This window comes from Micromonospora endophytica (assembly GCF_003236305.1).
Lineage (GTDB): Bacteria > Actinomycetota > Actinomycetes > Mycobacteriales > Micromonosporaceae > Micromonospora > Micromonospora endophytica.
Genome location: NZ_POTX01000472.1, coordinates 1 through 1,266 on the forward strand (window position 1 = coordinate 1; position 1,266 = coordinate 1,266).

Annotated in this window: 2 protein-coding genes; both read left to right on the top strand. The window is 67.5% G+C overall.

Annotation, left to right across the window (positions count from 1 at the left end; genetic code table 11):
* On the top strand, positions 1-463 hold a 463-nt coding region (locus C1I93_RS30570; RefSeq protein ID WP_146603618.1), incomplete at its 5' end, for a class I SAM-dependent methyltransferase.
* Between the two features lie 241 nt (positions 464-704).
* Positions 705-1,266 (top strand): phospholipase (locus C1I93_RS30575; RefSeq protein WP_111246694.1); only part of this gene is annotated, 562 nt, incomplete at its 3' end.

The window sequence follows — 1,266 nt, forward strand, 5'->3', positions numbered from 1 at the left end:
GGTGGTGGTTGATCTCGGTTGCGGCGGCACCAAGCAGTGGCCGGGCAACCTCGGCCTCGACATCTTCCCCGCGCCGGGCGTGGACGCGGTGGCCGACCTCTCCCGCTCGCTGCCACTTGCCGACGACTCGGTGGACGTGCTGTTCGCGGTGCACATCCTGGAGCACCTGCTCGACTTCCTGCCGCTGCTGGACGAGTGTCACCGGGTGCTCCGCCCGGGCGGCGTGCTGCACGTGATGAGCCCCTGGTGGGGTCATGTCAACGCGGTGGCCGACCCGACCCACGTTCGGCTGCTGGACGTGCAGACCATCAAGGGCGTCTGCGTGATGCGTCCGCCGGGTACGCCACGCTGGTATCCGCTGCATGCCAGCAGCGACGGCGCCTCGATCTTCGCCGATCTGACTCCCCTCGGCCCGGATGACGCCGGCCCCTCCCCCACCCACCTCGCCCGCTTCTTCGCCTGACGGCATGCAAGGAGGGGCCCCCTGTTAACGCCTGGTGTTGTATAGGGGCCCCCTCCTAACAGGTCTGAGCTGCGCACGCCCTGGACATCGACGATGTCCAGGGCTTTTCGTCTGTTTCCGCACAGGTAACCAATATTTCTCATTGGTTACACCGGACGGCAGCGCCGTTGATCGACACTGATCGCGCTCCGGTGACTCACCGGTAACCATCCCCACCGCCCACCCCCGCGGAGGTACCACCGTGCCCAGACGTCTCTTCACCCTCCTCGCCTCCGGCGTACTCGCGCTGCTCACCGCCCTCGCCGCGGCCGCACCCGCCGCCGCGGCCGTCACCCCCGCGCAGAAGCTGTCGGTGCTGTCCAGTTGGACCCAGACCAGCGCCAGCAGCTTCAACGCCTGGAACTCGGCCCGTCAGAACCGGGCGCCGTGGGCGGAGTACAACTTCGACTGGTCCACCGACTACTGCTCGTCGAGCCCGGACAACCCGCTCGGGTTCAGCTTCGCCCTCTCCTGTCACCGACACGACTTCGGTTACCGTAACTACAAGGCGGCTGGCCAGTTCAGCGCCAACAAGTCCCGCCTGGACAGTGCCTTCTACGAGGACCTGAAGCGGGTCTGCGCCACGTACAACTCGGTCGTCCGGCCGGCCTGCCTCAGCCTGGCCTGGACCTATTACCAGGCGGTCTCCATCTTCGGCTCGGTCGCCGCCGTGTCTCAGGCCGACCTCGACCGCGCCGCCCGCATAAAGGCCACCGCCGAACGCAACCCCCGCCCCTCATCGCCCCTCCGGCTCGATCATTGTG